This is a genomic window from Amycolatopsis sp. NPDC043887 (assembly GCF_056435665.1).
The window spans coordinates 219,375-236,512 of sequence record NZ_JBWKEB010000005.1; the positions used below are offsets into that span (position 1 = coordinate 219,375).

15 protein-coding genes and 1 pseudogene are annotated in these 17,138 nt (G+C 69.4%); 11 read left to right on the forward strand and 5 right to left on the reverse strand.

Going from position 1 to position 17,138, the window contains the following annotated elements; all coding sequences use genetic code 11:
* The first annotated feature begins 46 nt into the window (after positions 1-46).
* The 7 genes from AC069H_RS15520 to AC069H_RS15550 all read left to right on the forward strand — a co-directional run bounded on the left by AC069H_RS15520 (position 47) and on the right by AC069H_RS15550 (position 10,119).
* Positions 47-769 carry a helix-turn-helix domain-containing protein gene (locus tag AC069H_RS15520; RefSeq protein WP_478228847.1) on the forward strand — a complete coding sequence of 241 codons (723 nt, stop codon included), beginning with the start codon at positions 47-49 and terminating at the stop codon, positions 767-769.
* A 2-nt stretch (positions 770-771) separates the two neighbouring features.
* Positions 772-1,434 carry a hypothetical protein gene (locus tag AC069H_RS15525; RefSeq protein WP_478232714.1) on the forward strand — a complete coding sequence of 221 codons (663 nt, stop codon included), beginning with the start codon at positions 772-774 and terminating at the stop codon, positions 1,432-1,434.
* Positions 1,435-1,513: 79 nt separating this feature from the next.
* Positions 1,514-5,890, forward strand: coding sequence for an HAD-IC family P-type ATPase (locus AC069H_RS15530; protein ID WP_478232715.1), 4,377 nt, complete (start codon positions 1,514-1,516; stop codon positions 5,888-5,890).
* A gap of 229 nt (positions 5,891-6,119) precedes the next feature.
* Entirely contained in the window at positions 6,120-7,598 is a 1,479-nt protein-coding gene (locus AC069H_RS15535) for an FAD-dependent oxidoreductase (RefSeq protein WP_478232716.1), read from the forward strand.
* Positions 7,595-8,638, forward strand: a complete 1,044-nt coding sequence (locus tag AC069H_RS15540) for a hypothetical protein (protein WP_478232717.1) — start codon at positions 7,595-7,597, stop codon at positions 8,636-8,638. The genes AC069H_RS15535 and AC069H_RS15540 overlap by 4 nt, the downstream gene beginning before the upstream one ends.
* Before the next feature lie 28 nt (positions 8,639-8,666).
* Positions 8,667-9,272: a TetR/AcrR family transcriptional regulator gene (locus tag AC069H_RS15545; protein WP_478232718.1), complete on the forward strand. Its 606-nt coding sequence runs from the start codon at positions 8,667-8,669 to the stop codon at positions 9,270-9,272.
* 124 nt (positions 9,273-9,396) lie between these two features.
* Positions 9,397-10,119, forward strand: coding sequence for a VanZ family protein (locus AC069H_RS15550; RefSeq protein WP_478232719.1), 723 nt, complete (start codon positions 9,397-9,399; stop codon positions 10,117-10,119).
* 10 nt (positions 10,120-10,129) lie between these two features.
* Here the strand turns inward: AC069H_RS15550 and AC069H_RS15555 are convergent, their stop codons facing one another.
* On the reverse strand, positions 10,130-10,585 hold the full coding sequence (locus AC069H_RS15555; protein WP_478232720.1) for a glycogen operon protein GlgX: 456 nt from the start codon (positions 10,583-10,585) through the stop codon (positions 10,130-10,132).
* Between the two features lie 86 nt (positions 10,586-10,671).
* On the opposite strand from AC069H_RS15555, the gene AC069H_RS15560 reads away from it, so the two are divergent.
* Positions 10,672-11,397, forward strand: coding sequence for a TetR family transcriptional regulator (locus AC069H_RS15560; RefSeq protein ID WP_478232721.1), 726 nt, complete (start codon positions 10,672-10,674; stop codon positions 11,395-11,397).
* 210 nt (positions 11,398-11,607) lie between these two features.
* Here the strand turns inward: AC069H_RS15560 and AC069H_RS15565 are convergent, their stop codons facing one another.
* Positions 11,608-12,711, reverse strand: a complete 1,104-nt coding sequence (locus AC069H_RS15565; protein ID WP_478232722.1) for an epoxide hydrolase family protein — start codon at positions 12,709-12,711, stop codon at positions 11,608-11,610.
* Between the two features lie 90 nt (positions 12,712-12,801).
* On the opposite strand from AC069H_RS15565, the gene AC069H_RS15570 reads away from it, so the two are divergent.
* The gene (locus AC069H_RS15570) at positions 12,802-13,260 is read left to right on the forward strand and encodes a MarR family winged helix-turn-helix transcriptional regulator (protein WP_478228837.1); all 459 of its coding nucleotides are present in this window, start codon (positions 12,802-12,804) and stop codon (positions 13,258-13,260) included.
* Here the strand turns inward: AC069H_RS15570 and AC069H_RS15575 are convergent.
* Together AC069H_RS15575 and AC069H_RS15580 are read right to left on the reverse strand one after the other, a co-directional pair.
* Positions 13,257-14,132 (reverse strand): LysR substrate-binding domain-containing protein, encoded by an 876-nt coding sequence (locus AC069H_RS15575; RefSeq protein ID WP_478232723.1) that lies wholly within the window; start codon positions 14,130-14,132, stop codon positions 13,257-13,259. The two genes, AC069H_RS15570 and AC069H_RS15575, sit on opposite strands and share 4 nt — an antisense overlap.
* Before the next feature lie 51 nt (positions 14,133-14,183).
* Positions 14,184-14,939: an SDR family oxidoreductase gene (locus AC069H_RS15580; RefSeq protein WP_478232724.1), complete on the reverse strand. Its 756-nt coding sequence runs from the start codon at positions 14,937-14,939 to the stop codon at positions 14,184-14,186.
* A gap of 151 nt (positions 14,940-15,090) precedes the next feature.
* Here AC069H_RS15580 and AC069H_RS15585 point away from each other — a divergent pair, with 151 nt between their 5' ends.
* Positions 15,091-16,311, forward strand: a complete 1,221-nt coding sequence (locus AC069H_RS15585) for a hypothetical protein (RefSeq protein WP_478232725.1) — start codon at positions 15,091-15,093, stop codon at positions 16,309-16,311.
* A 125-nt stretch (positions 16,312-16,436) separates the two neighbouring features.
* Positions 16,437-16,543, forward strand: a pseudogene (locus AC069H_RS15590) (IS481 family transposase); the annotation flags it as partial.
* Positions 16,544-16,546: 3 nt separating this feature from the next.
* Here AC069H_RS15590 and AC069H_RS15595 read toward each other — a convergent pair.
* Positions 16,547-17,065: a CGNR zinc finger domain-containing protein gene (locus AC069H_RS15595; protein WP_478228833.1), complete on the reverse strand. Its 519-nt coding sequence runs from the start codon at positions 17,063-17,065 to the stop codon at positions 16,547-16,549.
* Positions 17,066-17,138 lie beyond the last annotated feature (73 nt).

Consider the following 17,138-nt stretch of genomic DNA (forward strand, 5'->3'; position numbering starts at 1 on the left):
CAAGCCGCTTGACCATGCCCCTGGGGCACGGTGTCCAATGCGGGGGATGTCCTGGAGCACACGGGAGCTGGCGGAACTGGCCGGCACGACGCTGAAGACCGTCCGCTACTACCACCGGATCGGGTTACTCGACGAGCCGGAAAGAGCACACAACGGGTACAAACGGTATCGCGTCGAGCATTTGGTCCGGTTGCTGCGGATCCGGCGGCTGGTGGACCTGGGTGTGCCGCTGTCCGAAATCCCGGCGATGGCGGACTCGGACGAACGCGCGGAGCAGACGCTGCGCGCGCTGGACGAGGAACTGCGGGCGAGTATCGAGCGGCAGCAGCGGATGCGCGACGAATTGGCCTTGATCCTGCGCCGCCGCAGCCTGGTGGACCTGCCACCGGGCTTCGACGGGAACGTCGAGGGCATGACGGAGGAGGAACGGTCGTTGATGATGATCTTTTCGACCGTGCTGGACCCGGCCACGATGGCTTCGCTGCACGCGCTCCAACCGGCGTCCCGGCCCGCCGTCCAGACGGAGTTCGACGAACTGCCCGCGGACGCCGACGACGCGACGAGGCAGCGCATCGCCGAGGCCCTCGCGCCGGTCGCCCGCGACCAGTACGAAGCCCAGCCCGGGTTGCTGGACGCGAAGACGTGGAAGGCCCTCACCAAACCGGTCGTCCTCCACGGCGTGGTGGATCTGTACAACCCGGCCCAGCTCGACGTTCTGCAGCGCGTGAACGCCCTGCTCGACCTCAACCCACCGGAAGCGACGTCCTGACCATGGTCAAGAAACTCAAACGACGGTGGCAGCTCTCCAGGGTCAGGTCCGGGGACGGATCCGCGCTGGCCGAGTACCGCCGATGGCAGCTGTTCTCCCGTTCGCTGTTCTTCCTCGATCTCGAACCACACGTCTACGCGGTCGACGTCCGGTACCTCGCCGACGCCAAAACCCGGAAGCAGCACGAGGACGCGGTCGGGAAAAGCCCCGCCGCGCTGTACCGGGACGGTGTCCAGCTCTTCCGGTCCAACCTTCCCGCGGCGTTCCCCGTGCCGGGAGGTGTCATCGAAGTCGCCACCAGCGCGGTCGGGCTGAAGCGCATGCACTTCGTCCCCGACCACGGCGGCGAGCGAGCACTGCGCCCTCACCCTCGTTCGCAGGAAGGACTGCGGGCGAGGTTCGGACGGCGGTTCCCCCGTACCAGTGCCGCGATCGGCGCGGTCTCGCTCGTATTCCTGCTGATCGCGCTCGTCGTGGGTCTGCTCCAAGGCGCGGAGGCCGTCACGAAGATCCCCGTCGTCGCCGAACACGTCGGCACGTTCACTTCGCCGGTACCGCTGCCGCAGTGGGCGAAGATCACTCTCGGGGTGGCGGGATTCTTCTCCGCCCTCGAACGCGCGCTGAGGCTCCGGTACAACCGGTTGATCGACTCCGTCACCTCTTGAGGCGGAAAGGGGATTCGACCTTCCGGCACGCGGGTACTCGGTGAGATCCACAAGGCACCGAGCGCGAGGAGGATTCCGCATGCGGCGGACGGACCTGGAGACCGTGGACGTGCTGGGTGTCGCCTTCCCCAAACCGTCGCGGACGCTGGGGCGGGTCGCCCGGGGGCTGGCCGGGCTGGCACTTCTGCCGCTGGAGGGAATCCCGGGACGCGGACCGCGGCGGGCGGTCTGGTCGTGTCCCGGCAGGCTCTACATCGAGACGCACGGCGTGAAAGGGCCGAACGGCGCCCACGTCGCCCGGCGGGTGGAACGAGCCTTGACGGAGATCCCCGGTGTGCGATGGGCGCAGGTGAACGCGCCGACGTCGCGAGTCGTCGTCGCGGTCGGGGCTCCGGGACCCCGGCGTCTGGAGCTGATCCGCGCGGTCGAACGAGCCGAGGCGGAGCCCGCTTCCGAAGCCGAGCTGGTCGAGGAGGACGAACTGCACCATCCGGCGGACGGCACCACGGCGACCCGGCTGCCCTCCACACTCGCGGCGGACGCCGCGGGATTGATGCTGTCGGTGGCTTCGAAGATCATGCCGTGGGCTCCGTTGCCGACGGAGGTCGCGGCGCTGGCGTCACTCGTCGACCTGCACCCGCGGTTGCGTGCCTTGGCGGACCGGAAGCTGCGCGGACGGGAAAGGGCGGATTCGGCCACCTCCATCGGTGCGGCGCTGGTCCACGGACTCGCGGCCCGCAGTGAGGGGACGGTCCTGGACATCATGGTCCGCGGCACCCAATGGCGGGAAGCCAAGGCGCACCAGCGGGCCTGGTGCGAGGCCGAGTCCAGGCTGGTCGGACAGCGCGAGCACGCCGGCGCGGCCTCGGTGGTGAGCGAGCGACCGCGGCCGCTTCCGGAAAGTGCCGCCGATCGTCACGCCCGCCGGTCCATCACCGCCGGAGCCGCGGCCGCCGCGGCGACCCTGCCGTTCGTCGGGCCGAGGCGCGCCGCCGCGGTCGGGATCTCCGCGTTGCCCAAGGCCCCGTCCAACGGCGCGGCCGCCTATTCCGCCCAGCTGGGCCAAGTCCTCGCCAGGCGCGGCGCGCTGGTGATGGACCGGTCCGTGCTGCGCGGGCTCGACCTGCTCGACACGATCGTCATCGACACCACGGTGCTCGGTGCGGGGGCGAACGTCCTCAGCGATCTGGTCCCGTTTCCCGGTGGTGACCCCGTGGACCTGACGGCTGCCGCTTTCGCGTTATTCGACCCGGAGAAACCCGAGGTGGTCCGGCGGGACGGCGAGTGGACGCTCGGGCCGGTCGAAGACCTGGACGGTGGCGAAGGATTCCCCGACCGGCAGCGGATGCTGGACCAGGGCGCCCACATGGTGCTTGGGCTGGTCCGTGACGGGAATCCGGCGGGACTGCTCGCCGTCACGCAGGAGCGCTCACCCGACGTGGACGCGTTGGCTTCCGCGGCCGAGGCCGCCGGGGTGCGGGTGGTCCAGACCGACGGTGAGGAGGTACTCGACGCCGTCCGCGAACTCCAGGCGGACGGACGTGTGGTCATGCTGGTCTCCGATGATCGCCGGGCGCTGGGGGCGTCCGACTGCGGAGTCGGCGTGCACGAGGACGGGACCCCACCGCCGTGGGGCGCGCATGTGCTGATCGGCCGCGACATCGGCACGGCCGTCCTGCTCGTCGAGGCGATCACCGCCGCCAAAGCGGTCGTCCGTGACTCGACGATGTTCGCGACCGCGGCCAGCGGAATCGGTGGCGTGACCGCGCTCAGCGCCCGGCGCAGGCCCGCCGCGAGCGGGCTTCGCGCGGTGAACGCCGGGGCGCTCATGGCTTTCGGTGACGGGATCTGGCGCGCCCGCACTCTCACCGGCGAGCGGAAGGCTCCTTCCTCGGGCCGTGTGGCGCCGCCATGGCACCTGATGCCGGCGGACCTCGTGCTCGACCGGCTCGGTTCGGGCCCGCGTGGTCTGGACGAGCGCGAGGCCCGGCGGCGGGCGCCCGCCGACCGCCCGGGCGCAGAACGCGGCGCCGGCACGAGCATCGCGAAGGCGTTCATGGCCGAGCTCGCCAACCCGCTGACCCCTGTACTGGCCGGTGGCGCGGCGGTTTCGGCCGCGGTGGGCTCTCCGGTCGACGCCGCGCTGGTCGCCGGAATCGTCGGGGTGTCGGCGCTGATCGGCAGCGCGCAGCAGGTGCACACCGACCGCGCCCTCGCAGGGCTCTTCGAACGGTCCGCGACGGTGACCACCGTCGTGCGTGACGGTGCCGAGCGGCAGATCGTCGCCGACGCGCTGGTGCTGGGTGACGTCGTGTCGCTGCGGTCCGGCGACGTCGTACCCGCGGACTGCCGGGTGCTCGAGACGACCGGCGCGGAACTCGACGAGTCCTCGCTGACAGGGGAGTCGTTGCCGGTACCGAAGACCCCGGCGCCGGTCGTGGCCGCGGAACTCGCCGAGCGGGCGTCGATGCTGTACGAGGGCACCACGGTCGCCGCGGGCAAGGTGTCCGCCGTCGTCGTGGCGACCGGAGACGAGACCGAGGTCGGACGGGGGATGGCCGCCGCACGAGGTGCCGCCCCAGAGACCGGCGTCGAAGCACGGCTCGCGTCGCTCACCGAACAAGCCTTGCCGGTCGCGGCCGGCTCGGCGGCCGCCGTCGCGGGCGCCGGGCTCATCCGTGGCGTACCGCTGCGGCAAAGTGTCGGGGCGGCGGTGAACCTCGCGGTCGCTTCGGTGCCGGAAGGCCTGCCGTTCCTGGTGAACGCGGCCCAGCTGGCGGCCGCTCGACGGCTCGCCCGACACGGCGCGCTCGTCCGTAATCCGCGGACCATCGAAGCGCTCGGGAGGGTCGACGTCCTCTGTTTCGACAAGACCGGCACCCTCACCGAAGGCAAGCTGAGCGTCAACCGGATCGACGACGGCAGGACCACCGCCTCGGTGAGCCGGCTGCGGAAGAGCCACCGGTCGGTGCTGGCCGCCGCCGTCCGCGCGACGCCCCGGGCGGAGAACCCCGAGAAGCTGCCGCATCACACGGATCAAGCCGTGCTCGAAGGCGGCATCACCGCGGGCGTGGACGCCGGCGGCTGGGAGAAGACGGGCGCCGTCCCGTTCGAGCCGTCGCGGGGATTCCACGCGACCAACGGGAAACTCGGCGAACGGCACGTGGTGTGCGTCAAGGGCGCACCGGAGACCGTCCTTCCGCTGTGCACCAGGCACGGCGATCGGCCGATGAGTGTGGGTGTCCGGAGCAGGCTGGAGAAGCGGGTCGGCCGCCTGGCCGCTGCCGGGCACCGCGTCCTCGCCGTCGCCGAGCGCACGGTGTCCACAAAGGACCTTTCCGAGGACGACGTCGCCGATCTCCGGTTGCTCGGCTTCATCGCCTTGGCGGATCCGGTGCGCGACAGTGCCGCACCGGCGGCGGATCGGCTTCGCGAGGCCGGAGTGCGCACGGTGATGATCACCGGCGATCATCCGGCCACCGGCGAGGCCGTCTCAGAGGAGATCACCGGCCGCAACGGCGACACCAAGGTGCTCACCGGCGCGAGGATCGAGGAACTCGCCGACGAAGAGCTCGATCGCGAACTCGCCGACGTCGACGTGATCGCGCGGTGCAGCCCGGCGCAGAAGGTCCGGATCATCCAGGCGTACCAACGCGGTGGCCGGGTCGTCGCGATGACCGGTGACGGCGCGAACGACGCCCCGGCCATCCGGCTCGCCGACGTCGGGATCGCGCTCGGTCAGCGGGGTACGGCCGCGGCGAGGGCGGCCGCGGACCTCGTGGTGACCGACGACCGGCTGGAGACGATCGTCGCCGCGCTGGTGGAAGGCCGGGCGATGTGGGCGTCGGTCCGCGAGGCGCTCGGCATCCTGCTCGGCGGGAACCTGGGGGAGATCGCCTTCACCGTGCTCGGCTCGGCCGTCACCGGGCGTTCGCCGCTCACCGCCCGCCAGTTGCTGCTGATGAACCTCCTCACCGACCTGGCGCCCGCGCTGGCGATCGCGTTGAGCAGGCCGGACGGCGAGTCCGTGCCGGAGTTGCTGCGCGAAGGGCCCAGCGCGTCGCTCGGGAACGCTCTCCGGCGCGACATCACCACGCGGGCGGTGACCACGACACTCGGGGCATCCACCGCGTGGACCCTCGCGCGGCTGACCGGCAGGCGACGGCGGGCGAGCACGATCGCGCTCGTCTCCCTGATCGGTACCCAGCTCGGGCAGACGCTGGCCGTCGGCGGCCGGGACGGCACCGTCCTCGCCGCGGCGCTGGGCTCCGCCGCACTGCTGGCGATCCTGGTCCAGACTCCCGGGGTCAGCCAGTTCTTCGGATGCACGCCGCTCGGGCCGGTCGGCTGGGGGATCGCACTCGGCAGCGCCGGTACGGCGACCGTCGGCGGCCTGCCGCTCGGACGCCGCGAGGTCGAGGCTCCGGATCGTGTCCGTCCGCCCGAACTCGCGTGATTGAAGGCCGAACTCGCGTGTTTGAAGCCGTAACTCGCTGATCCGGCCCGAGACACGCGTGATGCGGCTCCAAACACGCGAGTTACGGCTCTAATCACGCGAGTTACGGCTCTAATCACGCGAGTTACGGCTTCAGGCACATCTGTCGGCATCTTGACAGCCTGTGGCATCGTTCATACATTCATACAAGCGTTGTAAAACTGTATGAATGACGCTGGGAGTTGGTCGTATGCGACTCGGCAAGACCGCCGTCGTCCTCGGTGGCAGCGCCGCCGGACTCTGCACCGCGGGCGCGCTCGCCCCGTACTTCGACCGCGTGCTGGTGCTCGAACGCGACGAGCTCCCGGCCGAGGCCGAACACCGGCGCGGGGTGCCGCAGAGCAAACATCCGCATTTCCTCCTGAACTCGGGCCGCCGCGCGATCGGAGCGTTGTTCCCCGAATTCGAGGACGACCTCATCGCCGCCGGCGGACTGCATCTCATGCCGTCCATGGACGCCGCCTACCTCGACGGGAAGGGCTGGTCGGCGCGGAAACGCAGCGCGATGACGATGATCTACAGCTCGCGGATCCTCATCGAACGCGTGCTCCGGGACAAGGTCCGCGGGCTGTCCAACGTCGTGATCCGTGAGGGCGTCGCGGTCAGTGGGCTGAAGACCCGGGACGGCGCCGTCACGGGGGTCGGCTTCTCCACGGGCGACGGCGAGGAGCACCTCGACGCAGACTTCGTGGTGGACGCGATGGGCCGCGGTTCCCCGGTCGGCGCGTGGCTGGTGGCGGCCGGCTGGCCGGAACCCGAAGTGCGGACCCTCGACGCCAAGGTCACCTACACCTCACGCTGGTACGACCTGCCGTCACCCGAGGAGCGCCCGCCGTCGTGGTGGTGGCGGCATCTGGTGATCATGCCGACCCCCGACAAGGGCCCGCATCCGGACGAGCACGAGTTCCTGGTGAACTTCTTCCCGATCGAGGGCAACCGGGTCATCGCGTGCATGGGCTCGTGGGGCATCGAGATGCCACGCACCACCGAGGCGTTCGTCGAGTCCGCCCGCCGAGTGCGGGCACCGCTGTTCGCGGCCGCGATGGACCGGTCCACGCCGATCTCCGAGGTGCACCTCACCCGGTCGACCGGCAACAAATGGCGGCGCTACGACCGGCTCCGCACCCCGCCGGAACGGCTGGCGTTCGTCGGCGACTCGATCTGCGCGTTCAACCCGTTCTACGCACAGGGCATCAGTTCCGCCGCCGGTTCGGCGCTGCTGCTGCGCGAGCACCTCGCCGGCGCCGAGCGTCTCGACACCGGGTTCTCCGCACGTTTCCTCGCGGCCCAGCGCAAGCTGCTCACCGTGCCGTGGAGCCTGGCGATGGCGAGGGACCAGGGGTACGCCTCCGCGGTGGGCACCGAAAAGGCGGGGGAGTGGAAGCGACGTCTGCTCTCGGCGGTGTCCGGCCCGGCGTTCAGGCTCATCGTCGGCGCAGCTCGCGAAGACGACGTGGTCGACGAGCATTTCGCGAAGGTGTTCAACCTCGACGAGTCGCTGCGCGACATGATGACGAACCCGAGGGTGATCGGGGGCCTCGTGCGCTACCGGATCCGGGCGGCGCTGGGGCGGCACCGGATCCCGTTCGACTTCGACGCCCGCGCCGAGCCGCCGGTCACGGACTATTCACCGGAAGGTGGCGCCGCCGAACCGGCGGTCGCCCGATGAGCGCCGTATGCGGTGCGGACGCGGAAGCCGTCACCCGAGGCCTCGGCTTCGACTGTCACGACGTGTCCGCCTGGCTCTCGATCCGCCCACCGTGGGCGGCGGGGCACTGGACGATGCCGCTGCTGGAACTGCTCGTCCTCGGCGGAGCCGTGTTCGCGCTGGTGCACGCCGTCCGCCGTCACCGCCAGGGCGACTCGGTCAATCTGGCGCTGTGGTGCGCTTCGCTGGTCTACCTCTTCGTCATCGAACCGCCCCTGTACTTCCCGGAATGGTTCGGCCTCGAGCGGCAGTACGGATTCATCTTCGCCCACAACCGGTTCACCGTGCAGTTCATGTGGGACCGGCTGCCCCTCTACATCGTGGCGTTCTATCCGATGATCAGCCAGCTCGCCTACGAACTCGTCCGGTCGCTGGGGATCTTCCGTGCGCGCGGCGCGCTGGCCGGGTCGGTGGCGGTCGCCTTCGCCTGCCAGGTCTTCTACGAGGTCTTCGACCACCTCGGGCCCCGGCTGAAGTGGTGGGCCTGGAACGGGAACAACCGGATCGTCAATCACCCGGCACTGGATTCCGTGCCCATGACCAGCATGCTGCTCTTCGCGTCCGTATCCATGGGCGCCATGACCTATCTGGTGGTGCGGCTCGCCGGTGGTTCGAGGCGCGGGTGGTCGCTGGTGGCACGCATCGTGGTGGCCGGGGTCCTCACGCCGCTGAGCATGGCGATCGCCGGGCTCCCGTCGAGCCTCTTCGGCGGCAACGTGACGATGCGAACCTGGATTCTCGCCGTCGAGCTGGCGCTGCTGTGGGCGGCGGGAATCTGGATCTTCGTCCGGCATCGAGGCGCTGAAGAGCCTCGTTCGCCTTTCGTCCGGTACTTCCCCGCCGTCTACCTGGGTGTGATGGCCGTGTTCTGGCTGGGCGCCGTCATCGAAGACGGTGTCACACTGGGGAGCGGCCTGTACGTACTGGCCTGCTTCGTGGCCGCCGGCCTGATGCTCGCCGCGCTGTACCACGTGCGTCGCCCGGCACCTGCCACCGTCTGAGATTCTCCGTTCGGGGAAGATGAGGCGCATGGGGCACCACGGATGGCGGGGCAATCCGCCCGGAACCGAGCGCGAGGCACGTCGCCGGATCGTCGAGGCGGCGACCGCCTGCATCGACCGGGTCGGCCTCGCCAAGACCAGCCTCTCCGACGTCGCCGCGGAAGCGGGCGTCACCCGGCAGACCGTCTACCGCTACTTTCCGAGTCTCGCCGACATCCTCAGCGCCGTCGCGCTGGACCGGGTCGAAGAGTTCGCCGGCCGGATGGAGCGGCATCTGGCCACGTTCGCCGACCCCGCCGAGGTCGCGGTGGAATCCGTGGTGTTCGGCATCCGTGCGGTCCCCGACGAGCCGTACCTGGGACTGCTCCTGAAAGCGGGTGAGGCCGATGTCTTCACCGTGGCGGTCACTTCCTCGCAGTCGTTCGCGCTCGGCGCGCGGATCCTGCGGAACGTGCCGGTCGACTGGGCCGCGGTGGGCGTCACGGCCGACGAGCACTTCGAGGGCCTCGCTGAAATGCTGATGCGGCTGTTCCTGTCGTTCCTGCAGTACCCCTCGACACCGGCGCACACCGACGAACAGTTGAGGGCCTTGGTCCGACGATGGATCGGTCCGGCGCTGACCGCACGGCCGTGACAATCGAACCCCGTGAAGTATCAACGCGGATGGTAGTTATTCACCGACAATAACCAGGGTCCTTGTCTGGTCTTCACGATGCTGCCACCCTCGCCGAAGACGATCATCGGCGAAAGGGGAGTGCATGGGATGGTGGTGGCGGGCGTTCTCCGACGTCGCACCGTGGTCGCTGCTCGCCGCCGCGGCCGGTGCCGTCGTCGCCGAATTCGTCGCGCGGCTTCGGGGGAACCGGCGTCGCCGGTCCGCGATCGCGCTGGATTTCGCTTTGCTGGCCTCGCTTTTCGCGTTGCTTCCGGTCGTGTTCGTGCCGGCGCCGACGGCGGGCCGCGGTTCCTCGGTGAGTCTCCACCTGCTGGGTGATGTCCTGCCCGTCTTCGAGGATCGCCCGGATCTCGCCTTGTTCCAGTTGGCGGGCAACGTTTTGCTGCTGGCGCCGCTCGCGATGCTGGCGCCGGTGCGCTTCGACTGGGCGAAGCCGGTTCCGCGGATCGTCCTGGCGGCGTTCGCGGTGTCCGTATCGATCGAATGCCTTCAGGTCTGGCAGGGCGCCGGACGGGTGGGTTCGCTGGACGACGTCTTGTGCAACACGGCCGGGGCCGCGCTCGCGGCCTGGTGCGGAAGCCGGTGGCGAGGCCGGGCGACGGGCAGCGTTCGCGTGTGGCACCGCTCGGGAATCGAAGTCCGGCGTTCCGGTGTGGTGAACGCCCGCCGCGGTCAACGGCTGATCGGCCGCGTCACCCTGAGCGATCTGCCGCCGCTGGCGGAAGGGGCGTCTCTCGAGATCACCCTGTCCGAATCGGACGGTGGAGCGCTGCTCGTTTCCGCGCAGGCGTCGGTGGCGGCATGAGCCGCGTGCGCTACCTCGGCCGGACGCCCGCGAGGACGGCGTCCAGGCTGGGAAGCCACCGCTGCCGGGGATCCGGTGCCGAGAGCCATTCCGCGTGGGCCTCTGCCCGGCCGGAGTCGGCGGGAAGGGGGAGCAGTGTGCCCCAGGCGAGTACTTCGACGTGCTGCGGCAGGGAATCCCGAGAGGGGATCAGCCCGTCGGTCTCCGCGAGAATGGCCACACGCGGTCCCTGCTGCGTCAGTACCGTCATGGCGGGGCCTTCGCAGCCGGTTTCGGCGAGCCGGGCGAGGACCTGGGCGCCGTTGATCTTGGGCAGGGTCACCGCGCAGATCCCGCCTTCGAGGACCAGGAACGGCTGCGGACCTCGCCATTTGAGCGACCAGCCGAAGAGCCGACCGTAGAAGGCATCGCCCCGGGGGCGGATCGAACGTGACTCGACCGGGAGCACTTGGTGGTCCAGCGACATCGTCGGCGCCTTCCGAGCGGGGGAGGGAACTCCGCACAGACTAACGGCACTCAGTGCCACTAGCAAGTGGCTGCTACCGTCCCGCTATGACCGATTCGCCGCGCCGGGTGCCGGTGACCAGAGCCGGCGCGACCCCCGCGGGGAGGCGCCGGCTGCGTCGTGCGCTCGGGGCGGCGGCCGTGGACCTGTTCGTGGCGAAGGGCTACGAGGCCACCACGGTGGACGAGATCGCGGCCGCGGCAGGGGTGGGCCGCCGGACGTTCTTCCGGTACTTCGACGCCAAGGACGACGTGCTCTTCGCCAACCACGACGAGATCGTGGCGGAGATGGAGGACACGTTCGCCGCCGCGGATCCGGACCGTGATCCCGTCGAGGTGGCATGCGCCGCCGTCGGACTGGTCCTCGACTCCTACGCCGCGGAACTCGACGTGTCGCTCAAGCGGTTCACACTGACGCGGACGGTGCCTTCGTTGCGGGACAAGGAAGTCGCGACCGTCGACCGCTATCAGCGCGTGCTCGCCCGCTACCTGCGGGCGCGGTTCACCGAACAGGGTGACGAGACGGCGAGCCTGCGGGCGGCCGTGGCCGCGGCGGCGATCGCGGCCGCCAACAACCATGTGCTCCGGCGCTGGCTGCGCAGTGGCGGGCAGGACGACATCGCGGCCAGCGCGGCGGAGGCATTCGCGCTGGTGATCGACGCGTTCAAGGCGCAGGACGCCGCGGCCGAAACGACCATGGTGGCGGTGATGACCACGTCGACGCCTCTGCACGACGTCATCGCCAAGGTCAACGCCGCCTTGACCGAACAGTAAGGACTGGCACTCAGTGCCACGGAGGTGCTTGCCAGGTGTCGCCCAGGGGGAGGGGAGTGGCGCGCCATACAGGACGCTGGACAGCGGGGGAGCGTGGCGCGGCGATCGCCGTCCGGGACAGCCGGGAGGCCGGACGACCTCCCGGGGACACGCTGAACCTTCGAAATGTATAACGGTCTATACGGTACGGCAGGATAAAAAAACTCGGCCTCACGTCACAAAAAACTGCACGGAGGTGAGGCCGAGAAAGAACTTCCGGATGTCTTCGGCGAGCAGGTCCGGAACCTCCATCGCGGCGAAGTGCCCGCCCCGGTCGAACTCCGACCAGTGCCTGATGTCGTACAGCCGCTCGGCCAGTGGTTGCACCGACTGCGTGATGTCATGCGGGAGCACCGCCACGCCGAGTGGTGCGCGGCAAGGAGTGTTCCCCCTTCCGGCGTCGTGGTGGAGGCGCGCGGACGACGCCGCGGTCGCGGTCAGCCAATACAGCGAGATGTCGGTGAGCATCCGGTCGTCGCTGACCGGCGTGCGCGGGTCTGTCCACTGTGCGAAGCGCTCGGCGATCCAGGCGAGCTGGCCGACCGGTGAATCGGTCAACGCGTAGCCGATGGTCTGCGGGGTGGCGGCCTGCAATGCCTGATACGGCGGGCGATTCGCCATGAGTCGCTTCACCTTCTCCAAGCGAGCTTCGTCCCCTTCGGACAGTTCGAGACCGGCGTCCGGATCCGGCCGGGTCGGCAGGTAGTTCACGTGTACCCCGACCACGTGCTCCGGTGCCGCCGCGCCGAGTGCCGTCGAGATCCCCGAGCCGAAGTCGCCGCCTTGTGCGCCGTAGCGCTCGTACCCGAGGCGGCGCATCAGCTCGGCCCACGCCCGGGCGATCCGGTCGGTGCTCCAGCCTCGTTCGTGGGTCGGGCCGGAGAACCCGAAGCCCGGAATCGAAGGGATCACCAGGTGGAAGTCGGGTGAGAGCGGCTCGATCAGGTCGAGGAACTCCAGGAACGAACCGGGCCAGCCGTGGGTGAGGACCAGTGCGAGCGCGTCCGGGTTCGCCGACCGGACGTGCACGAAGTGGATGTTCTGACCGTCGATCTCGGTGGTGAAGTGCGGAAGCTTGTTGAGTTCGGTTTCGTGGGCGCGCCAGTCGTATCCGGTTCGCCAGTATTCGGTGAGTTCCTTGAGACGGGCGAGCGGAAATCCGTAGTCCAGGCCCGCGTCGGCGACCTCGTTGGGCCAGCGGGTGCGGGCCAGCCGGTCGGCGAGGTCGTCGAGATCGGTCTGGGGGATGTCGATGTGGAAGGGCTTGATCGTCACGCCTGGCTCGATTCGTTGGGTAGATAAACGTTTGGTGTCCCAACGATACCGGAATCGTTCGGGTGCCCAACGATTCGTTAGACTCGTCACATGGAGAACTCCTCGGACGAGCCGTGCGGCGGCTGGCGGAAGCTGCCCAGCTGGCTGCTCACGCAGACCGCGAACCACGCGCATCGCCTGGTGACCGACGGGTTCGCCGCGGTCGACTCCCGTGGCTACCACTACCGCGTGCTGGCGACGCTGGACGAGTTCGGGCCTGCCAGCCAGGCGATGCTGGGCCGCCGGAGCGGCATCCACGTGAGCGAGATGGTCGCGGCGATCAACGAGCTCGCCGAACGTGAGCTGGTCGAGCGTGCCCCGGATCCGGCCGATCGGCGGCGTAACGTCATCTCGCTGACCACCGCGGGCAGGCGGCAACTGCGACGGCTGGAGAAACAGCTGGCCGAACGGCAGGACGAGCTGTTGGCTCCGCTTTCGGCCGACGAGCGGAAGCGGTTCACCGAGCTGCTGTCGAAGCTACTGGACCACCACGACCGGCTCGGCCTCTAGAAGCCTTGAGCGGACGCGAGAAACGCTTGGCGTGCGTCGGAAGTGCTGTGCTGCGGCCAAAGGGCTTGCAGCGGGACGTGCGCGGCAGGCCGCAGTTCCCTGACCTGGACGGCGCCGCCCGCCGCCGGTCCGGGTGAGGCGGTCACGAACGCGACGCCTTCGGTGTCGAGGACGGCGGTCACCGGTGGCGTTCCCTGGATGGGGTTGCGGCGTACGTTGGGTTCGAATCCCGCGTCGCGGCAGAGGTTGACGAGCAGATCGGTGTAGCCGGACCGGCCTGGGTGTCCCCAGACGGTGATCTCTTCGCCGTCGAGGTCGGTCAAGGCGAGGTACTCGCGTTCGGCGAGCCGGTGTCCGGTGGCGACCGCGACGTTGAGCCGCTGCCGGATCAGGGTGGTCCCGGCCAGGCCGTGCGCGAGGGTCAGCGCGCGGCCGAGGCCGAGGTCCAGTTGCCCGCCGAGCAGTTGTGCGACGAGTTCGTCGGGGTAGCGCTGGTTGACGTCGATGATCAGGTCCGGGTCGGTCTGGTGTTTGCGCAGCAGGGCGGTGACCTCGTCGCCGGTGACGGCCGGGGTGTGGCCGACGCGGAGGCGTTCCGGTTCGCTGCGGCCGATGCGCCTGGCGCGCCGGACGGCGGAGTCGGCGATGCCGTGCAGGAGGTGGGCGTCGGCGATCAGTGCCTGTCCGGCGGGGAGCACGGTGACGCCGGTGGCGCTCCGCTCGAGCAGGGGGACGCCGACCTCCCGCTCGAGCGTGCGCACCGACGTCGACAGCGCCTGCTGGCTCAGGTGCAGCCGCGCCGCCGCGCGGGTGAAGCTGCCTTCTTCGGCGACGGCGATGAGGTGGTTCAGCTTGTACAGGTCCAGGCCCACCCCGGGGTTCCTTTTCGTGTCCGGTCTACGGCGTCTTGGCCAGCGTAAGGGTCAGCGGGTGGTGTAGCCGCCGTTGGGGAACATCGTCTGGCCGGTGAACCAGGCGCCGTCGGTGGCCAGGAACCTGATGATCGGCACGATGTCCTCGATCTTCGTGAGTCGTCCGCCCATCGCCTGGGACTTGTGGAATTCGACCCGCTCGGGGGTTTCCTGCGGGTAGAAGAACGGGGTGTCCATCGGGCCGGGTGCGACGACGTTGACCGAGATGCCGCGGTCGGCGAACTCCTTGGCGGCGGCCCTGGTGAAGTGCTCCAGCGGGGCTTTGCCGCCGGCGTAGGTGGAGTAGCCGTCGGTGAAGGCCGCCAGCAGGGACGTGCCGAGGCTGATGATCTTGCCGTTGTCGGAGAGGCGTCGTCCGGCTTCCTGGATGAAGAAGTAGGCGGCTTTGGCGTTGACCGCGAACATGCGGTCGTAGTCCTCCTCGGTCGTTTCGAGGATCGGCTTGCGCAGGACCATGCCGGTGGTGTTGATCGCGATGTCGGCGCCGCCGAAGGTGTCGACGGCGGTGTCGAAGAGGCGGCGGACGTCGGCGACCGCGGTGAGGTCGCCTTGGACGGCGATGGCTTCGGAGCCCGCGCCGCGGACGGCTTCGACTGTCTTGCCGGCGTCGGCCGCGGAGGCGTCGCCGTGGTAGTGGACGACGATTTTGGCGCCGGCTTCGCCGAGTGTGGTGGAGAGGAGCCCGCCGAGGTTCTTCGCGCCGCCGGCGATGATGGCGACGGTTTCCTTGAGGTTCTGTTCGCTCATGACTTCGAACGTAGGAGCGGGGGCGGTGGCTGGGAAACACAAGATCGAGGTGGGGTCACAAGCCGGGTTTGTGGCCTTCCCCACCTGCGCGGAGCCTGGGAATCTTCGGGATCGAGCGGCGAGCTGGCCCCGCATTGTGGACACTCTGAGCGTGCTCCGAGAAGTCGACGACCTTGATCAGCCCGCCGCTCCCGAGAGGGCGCCCCGGCAGGGGCGTCCGGCGCGCGTGTTCGAGAGAGCGCTCGACAGACTGGCGTGGTCGCCTTATCCGAGGGCGATCCTGTTGTATCTCGTGATCCGGACGGCGAGTGTCCAGCTGCTCGATCTGCTGGCCGCTCGCCGTGGTGCCACGTTGACCGATCGGCTCACGGCGTGGGACGGGCAGTGGTATCTGCGGTTGGCGGTGCACGGGTACGCGGATCTGCCGGGGACGCTGGACGCGGCGCGGCAGCCGTATTCGGACGCGCCGATGGCGTTCTTCCCGTTGTATCCGAAGCTCGTCGGCGCGGTGATGTGGCTAGGGCCGGATGTGGTGACGGCGGCGTTGACGGTGTCGGTGCTGGCCGGTCTGGTGCTGGCGTGCGGGTTGATCCGGATCGGGCGGGCGGTTTCGCCGGAGCGGGGTGACCGGACCGGGTTGTTGCTGGTGGCGTTGTGGGCCGGGGCGCCGATGGCGATCGTGTTCTCGATGGCTTACACGGAAGCGGTGTTCTGCGCATTCGCGGTGTGGTCGCTGGTGGGTGTGCTGGAGCGGCGCTGGATGCTGGCGGGCCTGTGCGCTTTCGCGGCCGGGTTGTCGAGGTCGACGGCGGTGGTGCTGGTCGCGGTGGTCGTGGTGGCGGCGTTGGTCGCGGTCTTCCGGCGTACCGAGAAGCGTTGGTGGGCGTTGGCGGGTGCGGTGGTGGCCCCGCTGGGGGTCGCCGGGTATCTGGGGTTCGTCGCGTATCGGACGGGCAGTTGGACCGGTTGGCAGGACATCGAGTTGCGCGGCTGGAACACCGAGTTCGACTTCGGTGCGGAGACCGCGGATTCGGTGCTGGCGCGGTTGACCGGGGACGAGTCGGTGTTCAGCACGCTGACGGTGTTGTTGCTGCTGGGTGCGGTGGTGCTGGTGCTGGTTGCGGCGTTCATCCGGGTTCCGTGGCCGTTGACGCTGTACGGGGCCGGGGTGCTGTTGCTGGCGATCGGTACGCGGGGGTTGCCGGATGCGAAGATCCGGTTCATCCTGCCCGCCTTCCCGGTGCTGGTGCCGATCGCGATCGGATTGTCGAAACGGCGGACGGTCACGGCGGTGGCGGCCGCGGTGGCGTGGGTGGTGCTGGGTGCGTGGTTCTCGGCGCACGCTCTGACGGCGTGGCGGTACGCGATCTAGCTGTATCGGCGGCATGGGCGGAGACGCGATCACCCTGTCCGGGCACGGGTCATCCGCCGATACGAACGCGAGCGTCCCGGCGAAAATCGGAGCACGGATCGCCAATGATCGGCAGGCCACGGCATCATCGCCGAACGTATCCTCACAGACGACGGCTCCTGCCGCGGTCGAGCGTCTGAATCGCACCCTGCTCGACAAGTGGGCGTACGTGCGCCCGTACTCCGGCAACGCCGGACTACATCCAGCCCGCTTGCCGGTTCCGGTGGTCGGCGACGTGGACCCTGGTCGCGCAGCGGGTGGAGCAGAATCGGCGGCGGCCGTTGCGGGAGACGTCGACGTAGACCGTTTCGCAGCCTTCGCGTGAGCAGACGCCGAAGCGGTCCGGGGTGTCGCAGACGAGGTGTGCGAGTCCGCCCGCGGTGTAGGCCCGGACTCGGGACGCGGTGCCGGCGTGTGCGTCGACGTAGTGCAGGTGGGGTGCCTTGCCGTCGTGGGTGGAGATGTAGGGCTTGGACGCGGAATCGTGGAGCAGCGCGTTGACCAGGTCGACGCGGGTGGCGGGGTCGGCTTCGAAGACGTCGCGGAGTCTCTTGGTCCAGGCGATGATCTCGGTCGATTCGTGGTCCTTTACGGCGGCGACGGTCATGCGGTCGCGGAAGATCGTGGTCAGCGTCGCCGGGTCGGCGGCGTCGCCGAGGTTGACGAGGTCGGCGGCGATCTGCGCCGCCGCACCGCCGTAAGGGTTGAAGTGCATTGACTCATTACAGCACGATCGGGGCATGGAAGCGAACGAGTGCCCGCGGTGTGGGTGGCCGCTGGCCGAACTG